We start from the raw sequence: 22,784 nt of genomic DNA, 5'->3' as shown, positions 1-22,784 counted from the left end.
TTCGGTGCTTCGGTGACTGCCGCCGCCGCGCCCGCATCCGCTGTCATGGCAGGACACGCCCCTCCGCGCCCCTTTGTCCTGGATTTATCCAGATCTACCCCGGATCTACCCCGCTTTTACCCCGGATCCATCCCGGCTCTAGCCCGGGTTACCCCGTATCACCCCATGGAGGACGCCATGGAGTTCCTGCGACCGGACAGCTGGGACGAGGCCCTCGCCGCCAAGTCCGCACTCCCCGGCGCGCTGCCGCTGGCGGGCGGCACCGACGTGATGGTGGCGCTCAACGCCGGCCGCGCCTCGCCCGAGGCGCTGCTCGACCTCTCCCGCCTGGCGGAGCTGCGTACCTGGGAGGAGCGCGGCGGCACCGTACGGCTCGGCGCCACCGTGCCGTACGCGGCGTTCACCGGCCGCCTGGGCGGCCTGCTGCCCGGCCTGGCCATGGCCGCGCGTACCGTCGGCTCGCCGCAGATCCGCAGCCGGGGCAGCGTCGGCGGCAACCTCGGCACCGCGTCCCCCGCCGGCGACGCGCACCCGCCGCTGCTCGCCGCCGGCGCGGTCGTCGAAGCCGCCTCGGTGCGCGGCACCCGCCTCATCCCGGCCGAGGAGTTCTACACCGGCCCCAAGGCGAACGCCCTGGCGGACGACGAGCTGATCCGGGCGGTGCGTGTCCCGGTGGCGCGCGGCCCGCAGCTGTTCGCCAAGACCGGTACGCGCAACGCCATGGTCATCGCCGTCTGCTCCTTCGCGCTGGCGCTCGACACCCGCGCCCGCGCCGTGCGCACCGGCCTGGGCTCGGCGGCGCCCACGCCCCTGCGCGCCCGCCGCGCCGAGGAGTTCCTCACCGCCGTGCTGCACGAGGAAGGGCTGTGGGACAGCGGCGGGCCGCTGCCGCCGTCCGCCGTGCGGCGGTTCGCCGAGCTGGCCGCGGCCGCCTGCCGCCCCGTGGACGACGTCAGGGGCACCGCCCGCTACCGCGCCCACGCCGTGGGCGTGCTCGCCCGCCGCACCCTGGCGTGGGCCTGGGAGACCCACCGCCGGGAGCTGCGCACCCGGCGCTGCCAGAGCCAGGCCGCGGGAGAACCAGCCGCGGAGGGGGTGCGGCCGTGCGCGTGACGCTCACCGTCAACGGCCGTCCGGTCACCGCCGACGGCGTCGGCGCGGACGAGAGCCTGCTCCGCCTGCTGCGCGAGCGCCTCGCCCTGCCCGGCACGAAGAACGGCTGCGAGCAGGGCGAGTGCGGCTCGTGCACCGTTCGCCTCGGCGGCTCTCTGGTCTGCGCGTGTCTCGTCGCCGCGGGCCAGGCCGACGGGCTGGCCGTCGGCACCGTCGAGGGCCTGGCCGGCGGCGACGGCCCGGACGGCGGACGGCGGCTCGCCCCGCTCCAGCGCGCCTTCCTCACCGCCGGCGCCGTGCAGTGCGGCTTCTGCACTCCCGGCCTGCTGATGGCCGCCGACGACCTGCTGCGGCGCGATCCGGACCCGGCCGAGCCCGACATCCGCGAGGCGCTGTCCGGCAACCTCTGCCGCTGCACCGGCTACGAGGCCGTCATCGCCGCCGTCCGGATGGCCGCGCGCGGCGAGGCAGCGCCGTGACGGCCCCCCTGCCGCCGGATGCGGCACCGGCCGCGGCGCCGGGCCAGCGCACCGCCGCCGCAGGCCGCGTCGGCGAGGCCGCACCCCGCCCCGACGGCGTGCCGAAGGTGACCGGCGCCTTTGCCTACTCCTCGGACCTGCGGCACCAGGACATGCTGTTCGGCCACACCCTGCGCAGTCCGCACCCGCACGCACGGATCACCGGCATCGACCTCTCCGGCGCGCTGGCCGTCCCCGGCGTGCGGGCTGTGCTGACCCACCGCGACCTGCCCGCCGCCACCCGCTACGGCCTCGACGTCCCCGACCAGCCCGTGCTCGCCGAGGGCCTGGTGCGCTACCAGGGCGAGCCGGTCGCGCTGGTAGCGGCTGAGGACGCGGCCACCGCGCGCCGTGCCGCCGGCCGCATCCGCGTCGGCTACGCGCCGCTGCCCGTCGTCCGCGACGAGGCCACCGCCACCGCGCCCGGTGCGCCCGTGCTCCACCCCGGCCGCACCGACCGGTACGCGGCCCGCGCCCCGCACCCGAACGTCGTGCACCGGCAGCCGGTGGTGCGCGGCGACGTCGCCCGCGCCCGCCGGGAAGCGGACGTCATCGTCACCGGCGAGTACGAGGTCGGCATGCAGGACCAGGCGTTCCTGGGGCCGGAGTCGGGGCTGGCGGTGCCCGCCGCCGACGGCGGCGTCGACCTGTTCGTCGCCACCCAGTGGCTGCACATGGACCGGGCGCAGCTCGCCCCCGTGCTCGGGCTGCCGGAGGAGAAGGTGCGGCTGACCCTGGCCGGCGTCGGCGGGGCGTTCGGTGCCCGCGAGGACCTGTCGGTGCAGGCCCACGCCTGCCTGCTCGCGCTGCGGACCGGACGGCCCGTCACGATGGTCTACGGCCGCGAGGAGTCGTTCTTCGGGCACGTCCACCGCCATCCGGCCCGGATGCGCTACGAGCACGGCGCCGCCCGCGACGGCCGGCTGCTGTACGTGCGGGCCAGGATCGTCCTCGACGGCGGCGCCTACACCTCCTCCTCCGCCGCGGTCGTCGGCAACGCCGCCTCGCTGGGCGCCGGGCCCTACCGGGTGCCGCACGCCGACATCGATGCGCTGGCTCTCTACACCAACAACCCGCCCTGCGGCGCCATGCGCGGCTTCGGCGCCGTCCAGGCGTGCTTCGGCTACGAGCCGCAGATGGACAAGCTGGCCGCTGCCCTCGGCATGGACCCGGTGGTGCTGCGGCAGCGCAACGCCCTGTCCCAGGGCTCCGTCATGCCCACCGGCCAGCGTGTCGACGCCCCCGCGCCCGTGGCGGACCTGCTGCGCCGCGTCGCCGCCCGCCCGCTGCCGCCCGCGCCGCCCGCCGGCCCGGGCCAGGATCCCGACCCGCGCACGCTGCCCGGAGGGCTGGGCCGTACCACCCGGGGCGAGGACGTGGTGCGCGGCGTGGGCTACGCGGTGGGCGTGAAGAACGTCGGCTTCTCCGAGGGGTTCGACGACTACGCCACGGCCCGGGTCCGCCTGGCGCTGGCGGGCGGCGAGCCCGTCGCCGCTGTCCATACCGCCCTGGCCGAGGTCGGCCAGGGCGGCGTGACCGTGCAGGAACAGATCGCCCGCACCGAGCTGGGCGGCGTGCGGGTCACCGTCGAACCGGCCGACACCTGCGTCGGCTCGGCCGGTTCGACCTCCGCCTCCCGCCAGACGTACATGACGGGCGGGGCGGTGAAGCGGGCCTGCGAGGCGGTCCGCGCCGAGGTGCTGCGCCGGGCCGGCGCGCGGCTGGGGCGGCGGCCCGGTGACCTGCGGCTGGCGGACGGCGCCGTGGTGGCGGCGGACGGCCGGACGGTGGCCGCGCTCGCGGATGTGCTGGCGGCCTGCGGGCCGGTGACGGCCGAGCGGGAGTTCCGGCACCGGCCCACCGAGCCGTTCGACCCGGAGACGGGGCAGGGGAACGGGCACGTGCAGTACTCGTTCTGTGCCCACCGCGCCGTCGTGGACGTCGACACCGCGCTCGGCCTGGTCCGGGTCGTGGAGCTGGCCGCCGCCCAGGACGCCGGCCGGGCCGTCAACCCGCCCGCCGTCGCCGGGCAGATCCACGGCGCAAGCGCCCAGGGCCTGGGGCTGGCGGTCATGGAGGAGATCGTGGTCGGCGAGGACGCCCGCGTCGGCAACCCCTCGTTCACCGACTACCTGGTTCCCACCGCCCTCGACGTGCCGCCCATGCCGCTCGACGTGCTCGAACTCGCCGACGAACGCGCCCCGTACGGGCTGCGCGGCATCGGCGAGGCCCCCGCGCTGTCGGCCGCCCCAGCCATCGTGGCGGCCATCCGGCAGGCCACCGGGCGCGCCCTGCGGCGCGTGCCGGTGCGGCCGGAGCATCTGACGGACACCGGCTGACAAACCGGCTGGAAGAACCGGCCTGACACCCCGGTGAAAGGAGGTCCGGGATGCTGGCGATCGCGGCGCCGCTGCGCGCCTGGCTGCGCGACGGACGCGGCTTCGCGGTGGCCACCGTCGCCGCCACGCGCGGCAGCGCGCCCCGCGGGCCGGGCGCCGCGCTGGCGGTTGACGGCGCCGGCACGGTGCTCGGCTCGGTGTCAGGCGGCTGCGTCGAGGCAGAGGTGTACGAGCGGTGCCGCCAGGCGCTGGCCGACGGGGTGCCGCGGACCGCCCGGTTCGGCCCCGAGGCAGCCGACCCGTTCGGGGCGGCGCTGACCTGCGGCGGCGGCATCGAGGTGCTGATCACCCCGGCTCCGCCGGGCGGGGCGGCCCGTTTGGCGCTCGGCGCGGCGGCGCAACGGGCGGCGGCGGGGCGGCCGGGGGTGCTGGTCCGCGTGCTGCGCGCGCCCGGCACGCCGGTAGCCGGGGCGCTCGCTGTCGGCTCCGGCGGCGACCGCACGGGCACGCTGGGGCGCGGCCCCGCCTTCGACGAGGCGGCCGCCAGGGCCGCTGCCGCCGCTGCCGCCGCCCGCGTCCCGGCCACCACCGTCCGCGCCGGGGACGCCACGCTCCTGGTCGAGACGAGCGTGCCGCCGCCCCGGCTGCTGGTCTTCGGGTCCACCGACGTCGCCGCCGCCCTCGCTGAGGCCGGCCGGTTCCTCGGCTACCGCGTCACGGTCTGCGACGCCCGCCCGGTGTTCACCACGCCCGAGCGCTTTCCCGCCGCCCACGAGACCGTCGTCGCCTGGCCGCACCGCTATCTGGCCGCCGAACGGGACGCGGGGCGGCTGGACGACCGCACCGCCGTCTGCGCGCTGACCCACGACCCGCGGACCGAGACGCCGCTGCTGGCGCTGGCGCTGCGGCTGCCCCTCGGCTACGTCGGCGCGCTCGGCTCCCGCCGCACCCATGCCGCCCGGCTGCGGCGGCTGCGCGCGGAAGGCATCGGCTCCGGCCAGCTGGCGCGGCTGCGCGCCCCGGTGGGGCTGGACCTGGGCGGCCATACGCCCCGCGAGACGGCTCTGGCCGTCGTGGCGGAGCTCACCGCCCTGCGTCACGGTGGCTCTGGTGTGCCGCTGACCCGTACCACGCGGCCGCTGCACCGCCGTTAGCGTGTGCGTCCCGCGTCAGCCGTCGCCGTCTCCGCCGCCGGGCCCTGTGCGCAGCAGCGTGTCGGCGGCCTGGTTGACCGGCTGCGGCGTGCCGGCGAGGTCGAAGACGAACAGGGCGACGTCCAGTCCGCCCGCGCGCTGCCGCGCCCGCTGGTCGTAGCCGGCCAGGGAGAACGCCACGGGCGCGGCCGATTCGTTCAGGCCGTGCAGCCAGAGCGTCTCGATGATCCGCTCTTCCGTCGGCAGGGTCGCCGGGTCCACGGTCGCGACCACGCCGGGCCCGCGCAGGTCGATTCCGGAGCCCGGCGCCGACATGGCGGCGTGGACCTCGGCGAAGCCGAGCCAGCGCAGGAAGCGCGCGGCGCAGGCGAGCGCGTCGTAGGCCGTCCGGATCGTCAGCGGCCGGAACGGCGCGCGCTCGGCGGCCGGTTCGGGCTCCGGCGGCCGGCCTGGCGCGGTGGCGGACGCGAGGCGCAGTGTCGTGCCGCACGGGCAGTCGACCTCCGGCTGCGGCCACTGGCCGGGCCGGCCGCACACGGCGCAGGCCACCTCCGTCCAGGCCGCCGCCCAGGTGCGGTGGTGCACCGGCACGCTCGTCCCCGCGGTTGCCAGCGTCACCTGCGCGCCGCACGAACAGGGGTACTGACACGGAACATAGGTGTGCTCCCGGCCGCACTCCGGGCACCGGACCCGCACGCTTTTCGCCATGTTCGCCATCTGCCGCTCCAGGGACGGGACTTCCCGACGGAATCCTCACAGTGTCACCGACAGACCCGCCATGCCGCAGGCGTATGCTCATACCGGCCGGATCTGGCATGGTGACGCGCGGAGACCGCCCCGTCTGTGCCGTGCGGCGTTCACCGGAATGTGACACGGAATTTCGCCCTCCGTATGGCGTGATGCGCGGACAGTGATATTTACTTTCCTTGTCTGCCTGACTGTTCGCCAGTTGCGTCGCGGGACAGGCGACTGGCCGGTGCGGGCACCGTCGAGGAGGACGTCATCGGGAGGGGCCGAGTGGCGGCACGAGAAGCTGAGGCTGCCCAGCGGGCGCGGAGTGCCGGGGCCGCAGGCACCGATCCGCGCGTCGCCGCGCTGCGCGCCGCGGCCGACCGGCTGGAGCGCGAGCTGCGAGGGTTCCGTTCGCCGCTGGCGGACCGCGAGGTGGCGGAGCGTCAGCTCGCGGTGCTGAGCGGCATGAGCGACGATGCCGTGCCGGACGGGGCAGCGCTGCGGGACGCTCTGCTGCTGATCGCCGCGGCGCTCAACTCCGTGAGCGTGCTGGCCCCCGCGGTCGCGCAGCTGCGCGAGGCGGTCGAGCTGTTCGGCATGCCCCGGCACCGGATTCCTGCCGCGCGCCCCGCCGGTTCCTGACCCGGTACGCGCCAGACGCGTCGGCGCACGCGGGCCGGCCGCGGCGCGGAGTCCAGACCGCCGGCGCGTGCGGTCTCCGCGCGCCGTTCCGCCCGGCGCGCGAGCAGCTTGTCGCGCCGGGGCGTGAAGGCCGGTGCGTGACGGCGGGATACGCCAGCGCGTCGTCGGTGAGCACCTCGTGCTGGCAGGGGACGGCGGGCCTGCTCATCACTCCGTCGCGGCAGACGGGCCGCCCTCCAGTCCGCCCGCCGCGCCGCGGTCCCGGTACGCCGCGAGATCGGCTGGGGTGTCGAGGTCGGCGGGGTCCGCCACGGCGCCGCACTCGACGAGCAGCAGCTGGCCGGCGTGCTCCCGCAGGTAACCGCGCGCCCCCTTATCGCCGGTGGCGCTCGCGCACACACCGGCGAAGTGCGCGGCCCCCAGCAGCACGGGGTGCCCGCGCACCCCGCCGTACGCCGCCGCCGCCAGCGACCGCGGCGAGCGGTACGCCGCGCGCACCCGCGCCATCGCCGCCGCGCCGACGCCGGGCTGGTCGACGAGCGCCACCAGGGCGCCGCCCGCGCCGGTGGCCGCCAGCGAGGCGAGGCCGGCGCGCAGCGAAGAGCCCAGGCCGGTGCGCCATTCCGGATTGCTCACCAGGACGCAGCCCGGCAGCCGCGCCGCCGCGCGCACCCGTGCCTCCTCGGCGCCCAGCACCACATGCACCGGGGCGCAGCCCGCCGCCCGCAGCGCCGCCGCGGCGTGTTCGACCAGCGGCCTGCCGTTCCGCTCCAGCAGCGCCTTGCAGCGCCCGCCGAGCCGCCGCCCGCCGCCCGCGGCGAGCAGCAGGCCGGCCACGCCATCGCGCCCGCCGGCCATGGCGTGCCTACGCCCCGGCGGGCGCCGTGCCCGCCAGCGTCGCCGCCAGCTCCTTGGCCACCTCCTGCAGCAGCGGCACCGTCTTCTCGGTCGCGGCGTCCGTCACCCGCCCCGAGGGGCCCGAGACGGAGATAGCGGCGGGGGTGGGGGAGCCGGGCACGCGCACCGCGATCGACCGGGCGCCGATCTCCTGCTCGCTGTCGTCCACCGCGAAGCCGTCCCGCCGCACCGCCGCCAGCGCGGCGAGGAAGGCGTCCGGCGTCGTGATCGTCCGTTCGGTCGCCGGCCGCATCCCGGTGCGGCGCAGCAGCGCCCGGACCTCTCGGTCCGGCAGCCCGGCCAGCAGTGCCTTGCCGACCGCCGTCGCGTGCGGCGGCACCCGGCGGCCGATCTCCGTGATCATGCGCATCGCGTGGCGGGAGGGCACCTGCGCCACGTACACCGCCTCGTCGCCGTCGAGCAGCGCCATCGTCGCCGTCTCGCCCGTCTCCTCGGCCAGGCGGGCGAGGTAGGGGCGCGCCCAGATCGACAGCGGGCGCGCCGCGCTCTCGCCGAGGCGGATCAGCCGCGGGCCGAGCGTGTACCGGCGGTTGGGCTGCTGGCGGACGTAGCCGCAGGAGACCAGCGTCCGCATCAGCCGGTGGATGGTCGGCAGCGGCAGCCCGCTGCGGGCGGCCAGTTCGCTCAGGCCCGTCTCCCCGCCGGCGTCGGCCATGTGCTCCAGCAGGGAGAAGGCCCGTTCCAGGGACTGCACGCCGCCGCTGCTGGCGGCGGGTCTGCGGGCTTCGGACGGCGGCACGACGTCGGTCCTTTCCGGCTCCGGCTCCGGTCCCTTACGGGCGGTAACGCCCGCAGCCTACCGGGGACTTGGCCAACTCGGACGGTCGATCGGAGATCGTGGACCAGTTCGCGCCGCACGGCACACCGCACGGCCGCCCCAGGTGCGCGGCGGCCATCCGGCCGGGGGCACTCCCGCCGCCGGGCGGCACTGAGCCGGGGCCGCTCACGGGGGCGCCCGCCAGCGTGTGACGGCCCGGCACGTGTGCCGTCGCCGTGCGAAGAACATGTGGAGCGGTCACCCGGAGGTGTGAACTCCCCGGGAACATCCGGCGGGTAGCGTTGACGCACGACACACTACGCGCGTCACACTATTTGGCATGGGCATGAACTCGCGCACCCTCACGGCCGGCGCCGCCGGCGCCCTGCTCTCGCTGCTGCTGCTCGGCGGCCACGCCGGCGCGGCGGCACCCGCGGCTCCCGCCCCGGCCCCCGCCGGTACCGCCGTCACCCTGGACGTCGGTGACATCTGCTACACGGACCTGCCGTCCGAGGCCCACGACACCCTGGACCTCATCGAGCAGGGCGGTCCCTTCCCCTATCCGCAGGACGGCGGCGTCTTCTACAACCGCGAGGGCCTGCTGCCGCCGCAGCCCACCGGCTACTACCACGAGTACACCGTCGAGACCCCGGGCAGCGACGACCGCGGCGCCCGGCGCATCGTCACCGGCGAGTCCTACCAGGAGGACTACTACACGGCCGACCACTACGCCTCGTTCGACCTGGTCGACTACGGCTGCTGAACCGCCGGCACCCGCTGACCTTCCCTCCCGTCCCCCCACACGGCGCCGGGGCCTCCCCCCACCTCGTGGCCCCGGCGCCACCCCGTTCTCCCGGCCTGCTCAGCCCTGCGCTGACGCAGCGCGCCCCCCTCCCGCCCGCGGCGGGCCCGCCACCATCCGTGCAGCGCCCCGTCCCCAGCCGCCGGGCCGTTCTCCTTTGGCGCCGCCGGCTCCGCCCGGAGGGCGGCTCGCCGCTCTGGCTGACGTGCCAGACGAATGTCCTGCCGCCGTCGCGCACCGGCGCGGGCGCCGTGTCCGCCGGCCGGGCCGCGGTCCGCGCCCTCGCCGGAGGCGAAGTCCGTTGGCAGGCCAGCCCCTCCAGGACCACCGGCCTGCCGAACGTGCCGGTCAGCCGCGGACCCAGGCCGCCGCGTGATGCTGGCGGACCGTGCCGTCCGCCGTCCGGGGCGCGGGCGGGCTGGACGAAGCCGCACCGCGCGGCCGCGTCCGCCGGCCGGAAGCCTCTGTCGTGCCCAGGTTTTCCCAGCCCGCACGCGAACGCGGGTACATGACAGCGGCCAGCCGGCGGGCGGCCGGGCCGGAGCAGGGCGGTGCTATACCGGTTCAGCGCCACGTTTCCGGACGTGCTGTACGTGCGCTGGTCTAAACCGGTTTACCGCTGCCGTCCGCCGGTGCCGGCCCGGTCGAGCCGCGGAGCGTCAGCGACGGAGCGGGCGGCTCCTCCAGGCCGCCGTGGGGACCGCCGCCCGCCGCCTGCCGCAGCCGCCGCGCCGCGTGCGCGCCGTGGGCGACGACGTCGCGGCTGAGCGCGGTCAGCGACGGGCTGACCAGCTCGCACAGCGCGGAATCGTCCCAGGCCACCAGCGACAGGTCGGCCGGGACCCGCAGCCCCAGGCCGTGGGCCGCCGTGAGCCCGGACAGCGCCATCACGTCATTGTCGTAGAGGATCGCCGTGGGCCGCGCGGCGGGGTCCGCGGCCGACAGCAGCTCCCGCGTGGCGGCGGCGCCGCGCTCGCCGCTGTAGTCCGCCTCCACCGAGCGGCCCGTCAGCCCCCACTGGGCCGTGACCCGGGCGAACGCCTCCTCACGGATGCGGATGTGCCGCAGATGCGCTGGCCCGGAGACGCGGGCGACGCGGCGGTGCCCCAGCTCGGCCAGGTGCCGCACGGCCACCTCGACGCCCGCGGCCTCGTCGTGCCCCACCGCCGGGGGCCCGCCGGTCCCGCACGGCGCCCCGATGATGACGGCGGGCATGCCCAGCTCCTGCAGCACCGGCACCCGCGCGTCATCGACCTGGAGGTCCACAACGAACACCCCGTCCACCAGCCGCCGCGCCCACCAGTCGCGGTACAGCGCGATCTCCGCGGCCTGGTCCTCCACCATCGTCAGCAGCAGCGGTGTGGTGTCCCGCGTCAGCTCGGCCTGGATCCCGGACAGCAGCTGCATGAAGAACGGCTCGAGCCCCAGCGTCCGCGCGGGCCTGCCGATGACCATGCCGAACGAGCCCGCGCGGCCGCCGGACAGGGCGCGTGCCGCACTGCTGGGCCGCCAGCCGAGCTCCTCGGCGATGGCCAGGATCCGCCGCCGCGTCAGGTCGGAGACCCCGGGCCGGCCGTTCAGCGCGAACGACACGGCGGCCTTGGTGACGCCCGCCCGCCGGGCGATGTCCTGCATCGTGGGACGCTTCAAGGGCTCTCCTGACAGCTCGTCGGACGCCGGCCCCGCCGGCCCCGCCGGCCGCCCGGCCGTGACCGGGCAGCCTCCGGGCAGCCCCGGGGAGCACCTGCGGGAGCGCCGGGGCAGCTCCGGGGAAACCTCCGGCGGAACCTCCGGGGAAACCTCCGGGGAAACCTCCGGGAAACAACGCTGCCCCGGCGTACGCTCGCTAATCCGGTTCAGTCAATGCGGCGACCGCGTGGGGGACATGGTCGTCCAGAACTCAAGACCGGGGCAATGCAACGGCATTGACACTTCGTTCTCAGCGGTTCTAATTTCCTCCCACAGGCCGCCGGGCGGCACGCCGCGGCCGCCGGGCCGTGGAACCGCACACACGCCACCACCGCACCACACCCCCACACCGTCCACGAGCAGCACGCCGCGCCACGCCCGCGCGCACCGAGCAAGGGGATCCCATGATCCGACCGTCACCGCACATCCGCAGACCCATGCGAGCGCACCGCCGGCGGCGGCTCGCAGCGGCGGCCAGCGCTGTCGCCCTCGCTGCCGTGACCGCCGGATGCGCCGGCGAGGGGGGCGGGAGCGGTGACGGCAGTGTGCTGACGGTGACCACCGGTTCCATCGGCGACAACGACGTGGCCAACTTCAACCCGTTCTCCTCGGAGCCGCTCCAGGCCACCAACGGCTGGATCTACGAGCCGCTGTTCTTCTTCAACGGGGTGCAGGCGGGGGACGTCAAGCCGTGGCTGGGCCAGACCTACGAGTGGTCGGAGGACGGCACCAGCCTGACCATCACGGTGCGCAGCGACGTCACCTGGAACGACGGCGAGCCGTTCACGGCCGAGGACGTGGCCTACACCTTCGGCGTCGTGGCCGGCAACGAGAGCCTCAACAGCTACGGTCTGCCCATCGAGTCCGCCCGCGCCCAGGACGAGAGCACCGTCGTCCTCACCTTCAGCGAGTCCGCGCTCGCCCAGGAGTACTACATCCTGGGCAAGCAGAAGATCGTCCCCGAGCACGTCTGGTCGGAGATACCCGACAACGACAAGGCCACGGTTCTCAACGAGAATCCGGTGGGCACCGGCGCCTGGGCCGTGGACTCCGTCGAGCCGACCACCATGGTGCTGCGGGCCCGCGACGACTACTACGTCGAGGGCCTGCCGCACTTCGATACCGTCCGGTTCCGGTCCTTCTCGGACAACAACGCCGCCAACGCCGCCATCACAGACGGCAGCATCGACTGGGGCGGCACGTACATCCCGCAGGCCGAGAAGAACTACCTCAGCAAGGACGAGTACTTCGACCTGGTCAACATCCCCATCGCCACCGCGTTCCTGATCCCGAACGCGCAGGAGGGCCCGACGGCGGACGCGGACGTGCGCCACGCCCTGAGCGCCGCGCTCGACCGCGACTTCATGAACCAGAACGTCTACGGCGGTGTCAACGAGCCCGCCCACCCCAGCGGCCTGCTGCTGCCGAACCTCGAGTCGGTCGCCGACCCCGACCTGGCCGACGCCCAGTTCGAGACGGGCGAGGACGCGGTCGCCGAGCATCTGACCAGCGCCGGGTACACCCGGAACGAGGACGGCGACTGGACCAGGGACGGTGAGCAGCTGTCGCTGGAGCTGTCCATCGTCAGCGGCTGGTCCGACTACATCAGCATGGCGGACATGGCCAGGCAGCAGCTGGCCGAGGTAGGCATCGAGCTGACGGTCAATGCGGTCTCCTACCAGGAGTGGACCGACCTGCGTAACCGCGGCGAGTTCGAGCTGGTCCTGGACAGCGCCGGGTTCACGCCCGACCCGCGCGCCTACTACTACAACCTCCTGTCCAGCAACCTCGCCCGCCCGATCGGCGAGGAGTCCCCGGAGGGCAACTACGGCCGCTACGAGAACGAGGCGGTGGACGAGGCGCTCCGGGCCATCGCCCAGACCACCGAGGTCGAGGAGCAGCTCCCGCACTACTACGAGATCCAGCGGCTGTTCATGGAGGACATGCCGCTGATCCCGCTGTTCGCCGCCCAGAACATGATGGAGTTCAACGGCAACAACGTGACCGGCTACCCCACCAACGAGAACCCGTACGCCTCGCCCGCCATCTGGCTCGACCCCGACGGGGGCTGGGTCGCCGCCCGGCTCGAGCCGGTGGAGTGAACCCGGAAGCGGGGTCCGTCCTCAGCGCTTCCCCCGGCCCGGCTCCGGAAGCGCCGGTCACCGGTTTCCCCGCCCCGGTCAGCGCCGCCGCCAGCCGTGGCCTGAGGCGACGCCGTCCGGGGCGGCGCGGCAGCTGGCCGGACCCGCGCACGCACCTGGCCGTGCCGCCCGTGCCGCACCTGCCGCACCACCCGGCCACCGCCCGCCGCCCCGCGGAGCGGACCAGGCTTCCGACGGCGCCCCTGAGCACGCCCGGCGGCGCGGGGTAGGGCACAATCGAGCCGATGAGTACCTACCGTGAGCGGGCTCGCAGGCGATCCGCCCGGGGCACCGTGCTGCGGACGGTCGCCACGCGCGAACGGCGTTCACACCTGTCTGCCCCCCGCGTGCCCACCGTGGGCATTGACATCGGGGGCACCAAGGTGATGGCGGGCGTGGTCGACGCCGACGGCACGGTACTGGAGCGGCTGCGCACCGAGACGCCCGACAAGTCCAAGCATCCCAAGGTCGTCGAGGACACCATCACGGAACTCGTCCTCGATCTCTCCGACCGCCACGACGTGCACGCCGTGGGCATCGGCGCGGCCGGCTGGGTCGACGCCGACCGCTCCCGCGTGCTCTTCGCCCCCCACCTGGCCTGGCGGAACGAGCCGCTGCGCGAGGCGCTCGCCGCCCGCCTGGCGGTGCCCATCCTCGTCGACAACGACGCCAACGCCGCCGCCTGGGGCGAGTGGCGCTTCGGCGCCGGCCAGAACGAGGAGCTGCTGGTGATGATCACGCTCGGCACCGGCATCGGCGGGGCCATACTGGAAGGCGGCCGTGTCAAGCGCGGCGCCTACGGGGTGGCGGGCGAGTTCGGGCACATGCAGACCGTGCCCGGCGGCCACCGCTGCCCCTGCGGCAACCGCGGCTGCTGGGAGCAGTACAGCTCGGGCAACGCCCTGGTCCGTGAGGCCCGGGAGCTGGCCGCGGCGGACTCTCCCGTGGCCCAGCCGATCCTGGACCGCGTCGGCGGGCGGACCACCGACATCACCGGCCCGCTGATCACCGAACTCGCCCGCAGCGGCGACCCGATGTGCGTGGAGCTGTTCCAGGACATCGGCCAGTGGCTGGGCGTCGGGCTCGCCAACCTGGCGGCCGCCCTGGACCCCACCTGCTTCGTGATCGGAGGAGGCGTGAGCGACGCGGACGACCTGCTCATCGGCCCCGCCCGCGAGGCGTTCGGCCGGCAGCTGACGGGCCGCGGCTACCGCCCGGCCGCCCGCATCGTGCGGGCCACGCTCGGGGCGGACGCCGGCATGGTGGGCGCCGCCGACCTGGCGCGCCTGGTGGCCCGCCGCTTCCGCCGTGCCAACCGGCGCCGGGCGGAGCGGACCCAGCGCTCCACGTTTGACCTGCGGCTGGCGCCGCGCGGCTGGGCGGCTCGGTCATGACGGCCGCCGCCACCACGGCCGCCGCCCCGGCGCTGCCGCCCCCGCGCCGGCCGCGCCGCCGCTGGCTGGCGGCGATCGCCGTCGTGCTGATGGTCGCCATCCCCGCCGGGTACCTGGTGCTCTCCGGCTACCAGAGCCGCGCCTCCGGCGAGAGCAAGGCCCGGGCCGCCTCAGCGGACGCGATGCGCTACGGCTGGCCCACCAAGCTCCAGCGCCGCATCTACGACGTCCCGGTGCCGGACGGCGCGTCGTACGTGGGGCACTACGAGACCAACGCCTGGGGCCGCAGCAGCCTGTACGTCCAGTTCCGCGTCTCGCCCGTACAGCTCGGCTCGTTCCTCGACCAGCTGGGTACGAGCACCACCGAGCTGCGTGAGGGCGTGGCCCTCACCGAGCGCGACACCGCCGCCACCGGATGGGTGCTGGACGACCCGGACCGCACCTATGTCAGCACGGTCGTGCAGCACGGGCCGGACCGGCCGCGGGTCGCGGTGACCGTGGATCTCACGCCGGAGGAGCAGCCGCGGGTCTACGTCGCCTCGACCAGCCAGCTGTAGCCCGGCCGACCGCGCGGGCGGTCAGGGCAGCCGCTCGACCGCCAGCCGCTCGGCCGCGCGCTCCAGCAGCGGGCCGGCCTCGGCCATGCAGCGGTGCGGGTCGGACTCCAGGTCGGTCAGCGGGTAGGCCGCCTCGATCCCGGCCGCCCGCAGCTCCTCGGCGTCCAGGGCGAGCCGGCCGCAGACGGCGACCACGCGCTTGCCGGCCGCCCGCGCCGCCGAGGCCACGCCCGCGGGCGCCTTGCCGTGCAGCGTCTGCGCGTCGAGCGAGCCCTCGCCGGTGATCACCAGGCTGGCCGGAGCCAGCGCGTCGGCGAAGCCCAGCACGTCCAGCAGCACCTCGATGCCGGGGCGGAACGTCGCGCCCAGGCCCAGCAGCGCCCCGAAGCCGACGCCGCCCGCCGCGCCCGCGCCGGGCGCCTGGGCGCACTCGGCGGCGCGCGGGCCGGAGCCGGACTCGCCGAGCACCTTCACGAAGTGGGTGAGCGCCGCGTCCAGCAGCTCGACGTCCTGCGCGTCGGCGCCCTTCTGCGGCCCGTAGACGGCCGCCGCGCCCTGGGGGCCCGTCAGCGGGTTGTCGACGTCGCTGGCCAGCACTACCTCGGCCGAGGCCAGGCGTTCGTCCAGGCCGGCCAGGTCCGCTGCCGCCAGGCTGCGCAGCGGGCCGCCGCCCAGCGGGAGCGGGTCGCCGTCGCGGTCCAGCAGCTTCGCGCCGAGCGCCGTGAGCATGCCCGCCCCGCCGTCGGTGGTCGCCGAGCCGCCGACGCCCAGCACGATGGTGCGCGCCCCCGCGTCGAGCGCCGCCGCGATCAGCTCGCCCGTGCCGTACGTCGTGGCCGTCAGCGGCGCGAACGCGCCGCGCGGCAGCAGCCCGAGCCCGGACGCCTGCGCCATCTCCACCACGGCGGTGCCGCCGCGCACCGCGTAGCGGGCGGTCACCGGCAGGCCCAGCGGCCCGGTCACCTCCGCCTCGCGGGGGGTGAACCCCGCGGCCACGGCGGCGTCAACCGTGCCGTCCCCGCCGTCCGCCACCGGCAGCGCGGCGACGTCCGCGTCGGGCCGGACCCGGTGGATGCCCGCCGTCACGCGGGCGGCGACCTCCGTCGCCGTCAGCGAGCCCTTGAACTTGTCCGCGGCGATCAGCACGCGCCCCGTCTCGGTCATGGTGTTGCCCCTGTAAGTCGTTGCGATCGGACATGGGTCACGCCGGGGCGACCCTACCGGGCCGCTTGCCGCCGAGGCCATGGCCGTCGGGCACGGCGAAGATCACATGTCGCCTTGTTTCGCGACCGCGATCGTCACCGCGATCGTCACCGTGACCGCTGACGCCGGGGCCGGGGCGTCAGGCCGCGGCGGCGACGCGGCGCAGGTGCCGCCAGACCGCCTTGGCGGCGTTGTGCCCGGACATGCCGTGCACCCCCGGGCCCGGCCAGGCAGCCGACGAGCACAGGAAGACCGCCGGGTGGGAGGTGGCGTACGGCCGCAGCGCCGGGCGCGGCCGGAACATCGCCTGGAGGCCGGAGAACGCCCCGCAGGCGATGTCGCCGCCCACGTAGTTGGCGTTCCGCCGGGCCAGCTCGCGCGGCCCGGCGACCGCGCGCGCCAGCACCAGGTCACGGAAGCCGGGCGCGAACCGCTCGATCTGCCGCTCGATGGCGTCCGTCAGGTCCCCGTCCCAGCCGTTCGGTACGTGCGCGTACGCCCACAGCACGTGCTTGCCCTCCGGCGCGCGGCTGGGGTCGAACAGCGTCGGCTGGGTCGTAATCAGAAACGGCACCTCGGGCGCCCGGCCCCGCGCGGCGGCCGCCCGCAGCGCCGTGCCGATCTCGCCGCTCGACGGGCCGATGTGCACCGTTCCAGCGCGGCGCGCCTGCGGCGACTCCCACGGCACGGGGCCGTCCAGCGCGTAGTCCACCTTGAACACGGCCGCGCCGTACCGGAAGCTGTCGAAGGCCCGGCCCAGCCCGGCGATCCGGGCCATGGCGGTGGGGGAGGTGTCGAAGACGTAGGCGAGTGCGGGCGGCAGTTCGTCGAGCCGCCGCACCTCCACGCCGGTGTGGACGACGCCCCCGAGGTCGCGCAGATAGCCCGTGAGCGCGTCGGCGATGGCCTGCGAGCCGCCCCGCGCGAACGGCCAGCCGACCTCGTGCCCGGCCAGCGCGAAGACCAGCGCCATGCCGCCGGTGACCGGCGTCGACGGGGGCGTGATGGCGTGCGCCGCCATGCCGTACATCAGGGCGCGCGCCGGGTCGTCGCGGAACCGCCGCGCCAGCAGGGACACCGGCTGCACCCCGGCGAGCCCGAACCGGGCCAGCGTGACCGGCGAGCGGCGCATCCCGTCCCACGGCACGGTGAGGAAGTCGGCCGACAGCTCGCGCCACCTGCCCAGGTACGGCGCGACCAGCCTGCGGTACGCGCCCGCGTCGCGCGGGCCGAGCGAGGCCGCCGTCTCGCCCACGGACCGCGCCAGCACGGCGGCCCGGCCGCCCGGCAGCGGGTGGGCCATCGGGATGTCGGGGTGCACCCACGTCAGGCCGTAGTCGCCCAGCGGCATGTTCCGGAACGCGGGGGAGCCCACGCCCAGCGGGTGCGCGGCCGCGCACGGGTCGTGGCGGAAGCCGGGCAGCGTCAGCTCCTCGGTGCGTGCCCCGCCGCCCACGGTCTCCCGCGCCTCGAAGACCTCCACCGACATGCCGCGCCGCGCCAGTTCGGCGGCGGCGGTCAGCCCGTTCGGACCGGCACCCACCACGACCACGTCACGCATGGACGGCACTGATCGGCTCCCCTCGACCGTGAGGTTCACAGCGGCCGCCCGGGTCGGCCGGCCAGGACCCCCGAGGATACGCGGCGCTCCCGCGCCGCCCGCGGGTGCCCCGGGGCCGCCGCAGGTCCTGCTGCCGCTGGCGGATCAGCCGGTCAACCCGCTGCCCCTGCGGCGGAGTTCGCTGAGCAGGGCGTACCGGTGGCCGGGCGAGACGCGGCCGGCCGCGTCCAGCAGCAGCGGCGTGACGACACCTGGCGCCCGTTCCGCCGCGCGCGCCGCCTCGCTCGGTGTCTTGGCGCGCACGACCGACGCGAGCAGCGCCAGCGCGTGGTCGGTCTGCCCTGCCTCGGACAGCCGGGCCGCCACCGAGCCGGCCTCGGGCGCGGGCCGCGCGGCGGACTGCCGCAGCAGGCTGGCGCAGTCCTCGTCCCGCCCGGTGGCGGTCAGCGCCCGCGCCGCCGCCGCGAGCCGCTCGGGCGGCAGGGCCGACGCCTCCCACAGCAGCAGCGCGGCATCGGAGGGCATGCCCGCGCCGTGGAGCGCGGCGACGAGAGCGGCGAAGCGGCCGGCGGGGCCGTTCGCCGCCTCCGTCAGCAGCGCGTGCGCGGCGCCGCCGTCGCCCTCGGCGCGCAGCCGCCGCAGCCGGGCGGTGGCGTCGGCGGCCGCGCGGCGGTCCTCCTCCGAGTGCTGGGTGGCGTCGCGCGCCGGAGCGGGCGCGGGCGCGCCGGCGAACCGTGCGCCGCGCGGCGGAGGTGCGGCCGGTGCGGGGGCGGGCCGCTCGCCGGGGTGCCCGCCGGGCTGCCCGGTCAGGTCCAGGCCCGCGAACCGTGCGCCCCGCGGCGCCCGGCGCGGGGGCGGTCCGGTTAACGCGGCGGCCGCCGCGGGCGGCGCGGTGCTCTCGCGGGGCGGCCAAGGCTCCGGCCGGGCGTGTTCCCCGGCGGCGGCCGGGCGCAGCGCGTCGCGGCGGGCCGACAGCTCCGCCAGCCGGGCCGCCACCCGGCTGGCGTCGTCGCGCAGCCACCGCCGCGACAGCGCGAGCCGCCCGGCTTCCTCCTCGCGGCCCGAGCGCCGTGCCGCCACCTCCTTGGCGGCCAGCCGCCGCGCGCGTTCCTCCAGCCGGGCCTGCTGCTCCTGCAGCTTTGCCGCACGCCCCGCGAGCGCGGCCTCCGCACCGGGCAGAGCGTCCTCGGCGCGGACCACCGCGTCGTAGCGCTCCGCAGCGAGCGGGCGGTGCGCGCGGCGGCTTCGCGCCCCCGCACCGCGGCGAGATCGCGCAGCAGGCAGTCCGCGACGTCCCACGGCGGCAGCGCCTCGCCCGCCAGCCACCCGGCCAGCTCTCCGGGGGAGCGCCGCGCGAAGGCCGCATACCAGCCCGCGCGCGGGTCGAGCGCCGCCGCGACGGCCCCGAGCTCCGCCGTGAACGACGCCAGACGCGCGGCATGCTCCCGCTGGGCCCTGGTCACTTCCGCGGACTCCTCAGCCATGACGGCTACTGAAGCCCTGCCGTGTTACATCCCGGGTTTCGGCGGTGCTACAGCCGGTTTTCGGGCATGCGGCCCGAGCGCGTGCGCGGCCTCAGCGGCCCGCCGCGTAACCCTGCGCGCCCCGGGGGTTGGCCGCGGCGGAGAGCACGCCGGTCTCCGGGTCGCGCGCGACGGCGCACAGCCGGCCCTCGGTCCACGGCGGCGCCACCGTCACGTCGTGTCCCCGGCTCCGCAGCCCGCCGATCACCACCTCGCCCGCCCGCGACTCGATCACGACCCGGCCGGGCGCGGCCAGCCGCGGGTAGAACGAGCCGGGGAAGCTCTCCTGGTGCCAGTTGGGAGCGTCGATGGCGCCCTGGAGGTCCAGCTGGCCGCGCACGCGCGGGCGCAGCGCCACCGCCAGGAAGAAGTGCGTCTGCCACTGGTCCTGCTGGTCGCCGCCCGGGGTACCGAACGCCAGGACGGGCTCGCCGCCGCGCAGCGCCAGCGAGGGCGACAGCGTGGTCCGCGGCCGCCGCCCCGGCACCAGCGAGGCGGGCAGCCCGGGTTCGAGCCAGGTCATCTGGAGCCGCGTGCCGAGCGGGAAGCCCAGGCCGGGGACGACCGGGCTGGACTGGAGCCAGCCCCCGCTGGGCGTGGCGCTCACCATGTTCCCGAACCGGTCGACGACGTCCACGTGGCAGGTGTCGCCGCGGGTCTCCCCGGTCGGCGCCACCGTGGGCTCGCCCGTGCCCAGCGGCTGCTCCGGCACCGCGGCGCCGCTGACGGCCCGCCGGGCGTGGGCCGCCAGCCGCGGCCGCCGGCCGCCAGGGCTGCCGGGCCGCAGCTCGCGGGAGGCGACGGGGCCGATCAGCGCCCGCCGGGCGTCGTTGTACGCGGGCGACAGCAGCTGCGCCACCGGCACCGCGTCCGCGCCCTCCGCGTCGCCGTACCACGCCTCGCGGTCGGCCATGGCGAGCTTGCTGCCCTCGATGAGGGCGTGCACGTACTCCGGCGTGCCGTACGCCTCCGGCCCGATGCCGGCGTCCAGCAGGGCGAGCTGCTGCGGCAGCACCGGGCCCTGGCTCCACGGCCCCGGCTTGCACACGGTCCAGCCGCGCCAGTCGTAGGTCACCGGCTCCTCGTAGCCGGCCTCCCAGCCCGTCAGGTCGTCGCCGGTCAGCACGCCCGCGTGGCGGCTGCCCGAGGAGTCCATGGCCGGCCGGGCGGCGTGCGCCACCAGCGCCTCGCCGATGAAGCCCTCGCGCCACACCCGCCGCGCCGCCTCGATCCGCGCTTCGCGGGTCGCGCCCCCCGCCGCCTCGCGCAGCAGCCGCCGCCATGTCGCCGCCAGGTCCGGGTTGCGCAGCAGGACGCCGGGCGCGGGCGGCTCGCCGTCCGGCAGGTACACCTCGGCCGACGACGTCCACTCTGTGGTGAACAGCTCCCGCACGCTCGCCACCGCCCGGCCGATCCGCTCGACGGCCGGGTGGCCGCGCTCGGCGTACCCGATGGCATACGACAGCACGTCCGCCAGCTCCTTGGTGCCGTGGTCGCGCAGCAGCACCATCCAGGCGTCGAACGCACCGGGCACCACGGCCGCCAGCGGCCCGGTCCCGGGCACCAGCTCCAGCCCCAGGGCGCGGAAGTGGTCCACGGTCGCGCCGGCCGGGGCCGGGCCCTGCCCGCACAGCACCCGCACCGGGCCGCCCGCCGGCGCCAGGATCAGCGGCAGGTCGCCGGCGGGACCGTTGAGGTGCGGCTCCACGACGTGCAGCACGAAGCCGGCGGCCACCGCCGCGTCGAAGGCGTTGCCGCCGTCCTCCAGCACCGCCATCGCCGACTGGGAGGCCAGCCAGTGCGTGCTGGAGACCATGCCGAAGGTGCCCTGGAGCGTGGGCCGCGTGGTGAACGAGTCCTCGGGAGCGGCAGGGAAGGCAGACATGCGGCGGAGCATACGCTTTTCCTATGAGCAGCGACGGAGGCCGTCCCCTGGTCGCCCTGCTGACCGGGGCGGGCATCTCGACCGACTCGGGCATCCCCGACTACCGCGGCCCCCAGGGGCTGTGGCGGCGCGACCCCGAGGCCGAGAAGCTCGTGACGTACGACTTCTACATGACCGACCCGGACGTGCGCCGCCGCTCCTGGCTGCTGCGGCGCGACAACGCCGAAATCGCCGCCCGCCCCAACGCCGCGCACGAGGCGGTGGCCCGGCTCGCCCGCGCGCTGCCGGTGCGGGTGCTGACGCAGAACGTGGACGGGCTCCACCAGGCCGCCGGGCTGCCGGAGCACAAGGTCCTCGAACTCCACGGCACCGCCCGGGCCGTCGTCTGCACCGGCTGCGGCGCCCGCACCAGCATGGCCGAGGCGCTGGCGCGGGTCGAGGCGGGCGAGGAGGACCCGCCGTGCCGCGACTGCGGCGCCATCCTCAAGGCGGCGACCGTCATGTTCGGCGAGCCGCTGGACCCGGAGGTGCTGGGCCAGGCCGAGCAGATCGCCCGCGCCTGCGACCTCTTCATCGCCGTGGGCACCACCCTTCAGGTCCAGCCCGCCGCCGGGCTCGCCGGGGTGGCGGCACGCGGCGGCGCCAGGCTCATCATCGTCAACGCCGAGCCCACGCCGTACGACGCGCTGGCCGACGAGGTCATCAGGGAGCCGATCGGACAGTCACTGCCTGCCCTGCTGGACCGGATCGCCGGGGCGGGCGGCGGTCTCGTGCCGGAGCGCGCGGAAGAGTAAGGTGCCTGCGGGCTGGGAGGAGAGCCGCGTTCACCCCCCACCTGGAGGTCCTGACACCATGGCCAGCTCTCCTCAATCACCTGGGCGCCTGCTCAGGCGTCTGCGCGTCCCCGCCGCGGCCGCCGCCGTGCTCGCTCTCGGCGTCGCGGGCGCGCCCGCCGCCTCCGGCGACGCCGGGGCCGCTCCGGCCGCCGAGTGCGGCACCGACGGTTTCTGCGAGGACTTTGAGTCGCAGACCGGCACCGAGCCCTCGGGCCGCTGGAGCTTTACGGCGCCCGACTGCTCCGGCACCGGCACGGCCGCCATCGACACCTCCGTCGCCCACTCCGGCAGCACGTCGCTGCGCGTGGACGGCGGCGGCGGGTACTGCAACCACGCCTTCGCCGGCACCACGCTCGACGAGGTGCCCGCGGGCTCCCCGCTGTACGTGCGGTTCTGGGTGCGCCACACCACACCGCTGCCCGCGCAGCACGTGACGTTCCTGGCGATGGAGGACGCCAACGACGGCGCCCGGGACCTGCGCATGGGCGGCCAGAACGAGGCGCTCCAGTGGAACCGCGAGTCCGATGACGCCACCCTGCCCGAGCAGAGCCCGGCCGGCGTGGCGCTCAGCGCGCCGCTGCCCACCGACACCTGGGCCTGCCTGGAGTTCGAGATCGACCCGGCGGCCGGACACCTGACGACGTGGCTCGACGGCGAGCCCGTCGAAGGGCTGGCCGTCGACGGCGAGCCGACCCAGGACATCGACTCGCAGTGGCTGAGCCGCGGCGACTGGAGCCCGGGCCTGGTGGACCTGCGGCTGGGATGGGAGAGCTACGGCGGCGACAGCGACACGCTGTGGTTCGACGACGTGGCGGTCGGCACCACCCGCACCGGCTGCTGACGGCACGGCGGGCACCCGCCACCGACCGGTACCGCCCGGCGGACCACGGAAAGGACCGCCGGGCGGCCGCCCCGCTCCTCCTCACCGTGCTGATGTCCGGCGGCTCCCTGCTGGTGCGGGCCGCATGTCGCCTGGGCGCTGCGCTCGCCGGGCCGGGCCTGGCCCCGCCCCCGCCCCGC

General features: G+C 76.2%; 19 protein-coding genes. 11 read left to right on the top strand and 8 right to left on the bottom strand.

Translation table 11 applies throughout. The annotated features are described in order from the left end of the window. The first annotated feature begins 177 nt into the window (after positions 1-177). Genes JK356_RS10070 through JK356_RS10055 form a run of 4 tightly spaced genes read left to right on the top strand, consistent with a single transcriptional unit; the run spans position 178 to position 5,124 of the window. Positions 178-1,113 carry a xanthine dehydrogenase family protein subunit M gene (locus tag JK356_RS10070; RefSeq protein ID WP_201867280.1) on the top strand — a complete coding sequence of 312 codons (936 nt, stop codon included), beginning with the start codon at positions 178-180 and terminating at the stop codon, positions 1,111-1,113. Continuing rightward, complete coding sequence (locus tag JK356_RS10065) at positions 1,104-1,592, top strand: (2Fe-2S)-binding protein (RefSeq protein ID WP_201867279.1); 489 nt, start codon at positions 1,104-1,106, stop codon at positions 1,590-1,592. Before JK356_RS10070 ends, JK356_RS10065 begins: the two co-directional genes overlap by 10 nt. After that, positions 1,589-3,970 (top strand): xanthine dehydrogenase subunit D, encoded by a 2,382-nt coding sequence (gene pucD / locus JK356_RS10060; RefSeq protein ID WP_374100636.1) that lies wholly within the window; start codon positions 1,589-1,591, stop codon positions 3,968-3,970. Before JK356_RS10065 ends, pucD begins: the two co-directional genes overlap by 4 nt. A gap of 50 nt (positions 3,971-4,020) precedes the next feature. Beyond that, positions 4,021-5,124, top strand: a complete 1,104-nt coding sequence (locus JK356_RS10055; protein WP_201867278.1) for an XdhC family protein — start codon at positions 4,021-4,023, stop codon at positions 5,122-5,124. A gap of 15 nt (positions 5,125-5,139) precedes the next feature. Here JK356_RS10055 and JK356_RS10050 read toward each other — a convergent pair whose 3' ends face one another. Continuing rightward, positions 5,140-5,742, bottom strand: coding sequence for a hypothetical protein (locus JK356_RS10050; protein ID WP_307815511.1), 603 nt, complete (start codon positions 5,740-5,742; stop codon positions 5,140-5,142). A 399-nt stretch (positions 5,743-6,141) separates the two neighbouring features. Between JK356_RS10050 and JK356_RS10045 the strand changes: the two genes are divergently transcribed. Continuing rightward, positions 6,142-6,498 carry a DUF5955 family protein gene (locus JK356_RS10045; protein WP_201867276.1) on the top strand — a complete coding sequence of 119 codons (357 nt, stop codon included), beginning with the start codon at positions 6,142-6,144 and terminating at the stop codon, positions 6,496-6,498. A gap of 207 nt (positions 6,499-6,705) precedes the next feature. On the opposite strand, the gene JK356_RS10040 is transcribed toward JK356_RS10045, so the two are convergent. Both JK356_RS10040 and JK356_RS10035 read right to left on the bottom strand, forming a co-directional pair. Then, positions 6,706-7,356, bottom strand: a complete 651-nt coding sequence (locus JK356_RS10040) for an NTP transferase domain-containing protein (RefSeq protein WP_201867275.1) — start codon at positions 7,354-7,356, stop codon at positions 6,706-6,708. 7 nt (positions 7,357-7,363) lie between these two features. Beyond that, positions 7,364-8,155, bottom strand: a complete 792-nt coding sequence (locus JK356_RS10035) for an IclR family transcriptional regulator (protein WP_201867274.1) — start codon at positions 8,153-8,155, stop codon at positions 7,364-7,366. Positions 8,156-8,513: 358 nt separating this feature from the next. On the opposite strand from JK356_RS10035, the gene JK356_RS10030 reads away from it, so the two are divergent. Further along, positions 8,514-8,936: a ribonuclease domain-containing protein gene (locus tag JK356_RS10030; protein ID WP_201867273.1), complete on the top strand. Its 423-nt coding sequence runs from the start codon at positions 8,514-8,516 to the stop codon at positions 8,934-8,936. 642 nt (positions 8,937-9,578) lie between these two features. Here JK356_RS10030 and JK356_RS10025 read toward each other — a convergent pair. Next, positions 9,579-10,625, bottom strand: coding sequence for a LacI family DNA-binding transcriptional regulator (locus tag JK356_RS10025; protein ID WP_236671069.1), 1,047 nt, complete (start codon positions 10,623-10,625; stop codon positions 9,579-9,581). A gap of 593 nt (positions 10,626-11,218) precedes the next feature. On the opposite strand from JK356_RS10025, the gene JK356_RS10020 reads away from it, so the two are divergent. The 3 genes from JK356_RS10020 to JK356_RS10010 all read left to right on the top strand — a co-directional run bounded on the left by JK356_RS10020 (position 11,219) and on the right by JK356_RS10010 (position 14,756). Then, positions 11,219-12,766 (top strand): ABC transporter substrate-binding protein, encoded by a 1,548-nt coding sequence (locus JK356_RS10020; protein WP_201867272.1) that lies wholly within the window; start codon positions 11,219-11,221, stop codon positions 12,764-12,766. A 284-nt stretch (positions 12,767-13,050) separates the two neighbouring features. Beyond that, on the top strand, positions 13,051-14,199 hold the full coding sequence (locus JK356_RS10015; protein ID WP_201867271.1) for an ROK family glucokinase: 1,149 nt from the start codon (positions 13,051-13,053) through the stop codon (positions 14,197-14,199). After that, positions 14,196-14,756: a hypothetical protein gene (locus JK356_RS10010; RefSeq protein ID WP_201867270.1), complete on the top strand. Its 561-nt coding sequence runs from the start codon at positions 14,196-14,198 to the stop codon at positions 14,754-14,756. The genes JK356_RS10015 and JK356_RS10010 overlap by 4 nt, the downstream gene beginning before the upstream one ends. Positions 14,757-14,777: 21 nt before the next feature. On the opposite strand, the gene JK356_RS10005 is transcribed toward JK356_RS10010, so the two are convergent. The 4 genes from JK356_RS10005 to JK356_RS09990 form a co-directional block, all read right to left on the bottom strand. Further along, a complete protein-coding gene (locus JK356_RS10005) occupies positions 14,778-15,920 on the bottom strand; it encodes a glycerate kinase (RefSeq protein ID WP_201867269.1) in 1,143 nt (380 codons plus the stop codon). Between the two features lie 178 nt (positions 15,921-16,098). After that, positions 16,099-17,529 carry an NAD(P)/FAD-dependent oxidoreductase gene (locus JK356_RS10000; protein WP_307815510.1) on the bottom strand — a complete coding sequence of 477 codons (1,431 nt, stop codon included), beginning with the start codon at positions 17,527-17,529 and terminating at the stop codon, positions 16,099-16,101. Between the two features lie 135 nt (positions 17,530-17,664). After that, complete coding sequence (locus JK356_RS09995; protein WP_201867268.1) at positions 17,665-18,720, bottom strand: hypothetical protein; 1,056 nt, start codon at positions 18,718-18,720, stop codon at positions 17,665-17,667. A 375-nt stretch (positions 18,721-19,095) separates the two neighbouring features. Next, complete coding sequence (locus JK356_RS09990) at positions 19,096-20,928, bottom strand: gamma-glutamyltransferase family protein (RefSeq protein WP_201867267.1); 1,833 nt, start codon at positions 20,926-20,928, stop codon at positions 19,096-19,098. 23 nt (positions 20,929-20,951) lie between these two features. On the opposite strand from JK356_RS09990, the gene JK356_RS09985 reads away from it, so the two are divergent. Further along, positions 20,952-21,722 (top strand): Sir2 family NAD-dependent protein deacetylase, encoded by a 771-nt coding sequence (locus tag JK356_RS09985; RefSeq protein WP_201867266.1) that lies wholly within the window; start codon positions 20,952-20,954, stop codon positions 21,720-21,722. 58 nt (positions 21,723-21,780) lie between these two features. Continuing rightward, positions 21,781-22,605 carry a hydrolase gene (locus tag JK356_RS09980; RefSeq protein WP_201867265.1) on the top strand — a complete coding sequence of 275 codons (825 nt, stop codon included), beginning with the start codon at positions 21,781-21,783 and terminating at the stop codon, positions 22,603-22,605. The last annotated feature ends 179 nt before the right edge of the window (positions 22,606-22,784 follow it).

It is taken from the genome of Streptomyces sp. 7-21 (genome assembly GCF_016741785.1).
GTDB lineage: Bacteria > Actinomycetota > Actinomycetes > Streptomycetales > Streptomycetaceae > Streptomyces.
Note: the sequence above shows the minus strand (reverse complement) of the source record. Positions and strands in the feature narration are given on the sequence as shown.

Excerpts from the sequence above, each read along its gene's own strand:
- JK356_RS10010 (WP_201867270.1), top strand. The coding sequence starts at position 14,196 with ATGACGGCCGCCGCCACCACGGCCGCCGCCCCGGCGCTGCCGCCCCCG.
- JK356_RS10040 (WP_201867275.1), bottom strand. The coding sequence starts at position 7,356 with ATGGCCGGCGGGCGCGATGGCGTGGCCGGCCTGCTGCTCGCCGCGGGC.
- JK356_RS10055 (WP_201867278.1), top strand. The coding sequence starts at position 4,021 with ATGCTGGCGATCGCGGCGCCGCTGCGCGCCTGGCTGCGCGACGGACGC.
- JK356_RS09985 (WP_201867266.1), top strand. The coding sequence starts at position 20,952 with ATGAGCAGCGACGGAGGCCGTCCCCTGGTCGCCCTGCTGACCGGGGCG.
- JK356_RS09990 (WP_201867267.1), bottom strand. The coding sequence starts at position 20,928 with ATGTCTGCCTTCCCTGCCGCTCCCGAGGACTCGTTCACCACGCGGCCC.
- JK356_RS10015 (WP_201867271.1), top strand. The coding sequence starts at position 13,051 with ATGAGTACCTACCGTGAGCGGGCTCGCAGGCGATCCGCCCGGGGCACC.
- JK356_RS09980 (WP_201867265.1), top strand. The coding sequence starts at position 21,781 with ATGGCCAGCTCTCCTCAATCACCTGGGCGCCTGCTCAGGCGTCTGCGC.
- JK356_RS10030 (WP_201867273.1), top strand. The coding sequence starts at position 8,514 with ATGGGCATGAACTCGCGCACCCTCACGGCCGGCGCCGCCGGCGCCCTG.
- JK356_RS10005 (WP_201867269.1), bottom strand. The coding sequence starts at position 15,920 with ATGACCGAGACGGGGCGCGTGCTGATCGCCGCGGACAAGTTCAAGGGC.
- JK356_RS10070 (WP_201867280.1), top strand. The coding sequence starts at position 178 with ATGGAGTTCCTGCGACCGGACAGCTGGGACGAGGCCCTCGCCGCCAAG.